The sequence below is a fragment of the Mesorhizobium sp. M4A.F.Ca.ET.050.02.1.1 genome, assembly GCF_003997725.1.
Classification (GTDB): domain Bacteria; phylum Pseudomonadota; class Alphaproteobacteria; order Rhizobiales; family Rhizobiaceae; genus Mesorhizobium.
In genome coordinates this window covers 1-398 of the sequence record NZ_RZSG01001549.1, presented here as the reverse complement: position 1 = coordinate 398, position 398 = coordinate 1, and the positions used below count along the sequence as shown (strand labels likewise).

The 398-nt window shown below is 56.0% G+C and carries 1 protein-coding gene; it reads right to left on the bottom strand.

The annotated features are described in order from the left end of the window. Nucleotides 1-72: 72 nt before the first annotated feature. The coding region (locus EOA33_RS38585) for a methionine adenosyltransferase domain-containing protein (RefSeq protein ID WP_190234566.1) at nucleotides 73-398 on the bottom strand (326 nt) is incomplete at its 5' end.

Sequence of the window (398 nt, the reverse complement as noted above, 5' to 3'; positions counted from 1 at the left end):
ATCTGGCATGCTGGCCGCGCGCGGGTCTAACGAGTTGAAATGGATTGCCGCATTCGCTTAATCCAACGGCCCTCACGCAGCTGCCGGTCCTGCTTCACGCAGCAAGTCGTCGGCTCTGTCCGTCTTTTCCCAGGTGAACTCAGGCTCTTCACGGCCGAAGTGCCCGTATGTCGCGGTCTTGCGGTATATCGGGCGTAAGAGATCAAGCATCTTGATGATGCCTTTCGGTCGGAGATCGAAAAGCTCAAGAATAAGGCGCTCGATCTTTTTTTCCTCAATCCTTGCGGTCCCGAATGTGTTGACCATGACAGAAACCGGACTGGCCACGCCGATCGCGTAAGCAAGCTGAACCTCGCAGACCTCTGCAAGGCCGCTGGCAACGATGTTCTTTGCGACGT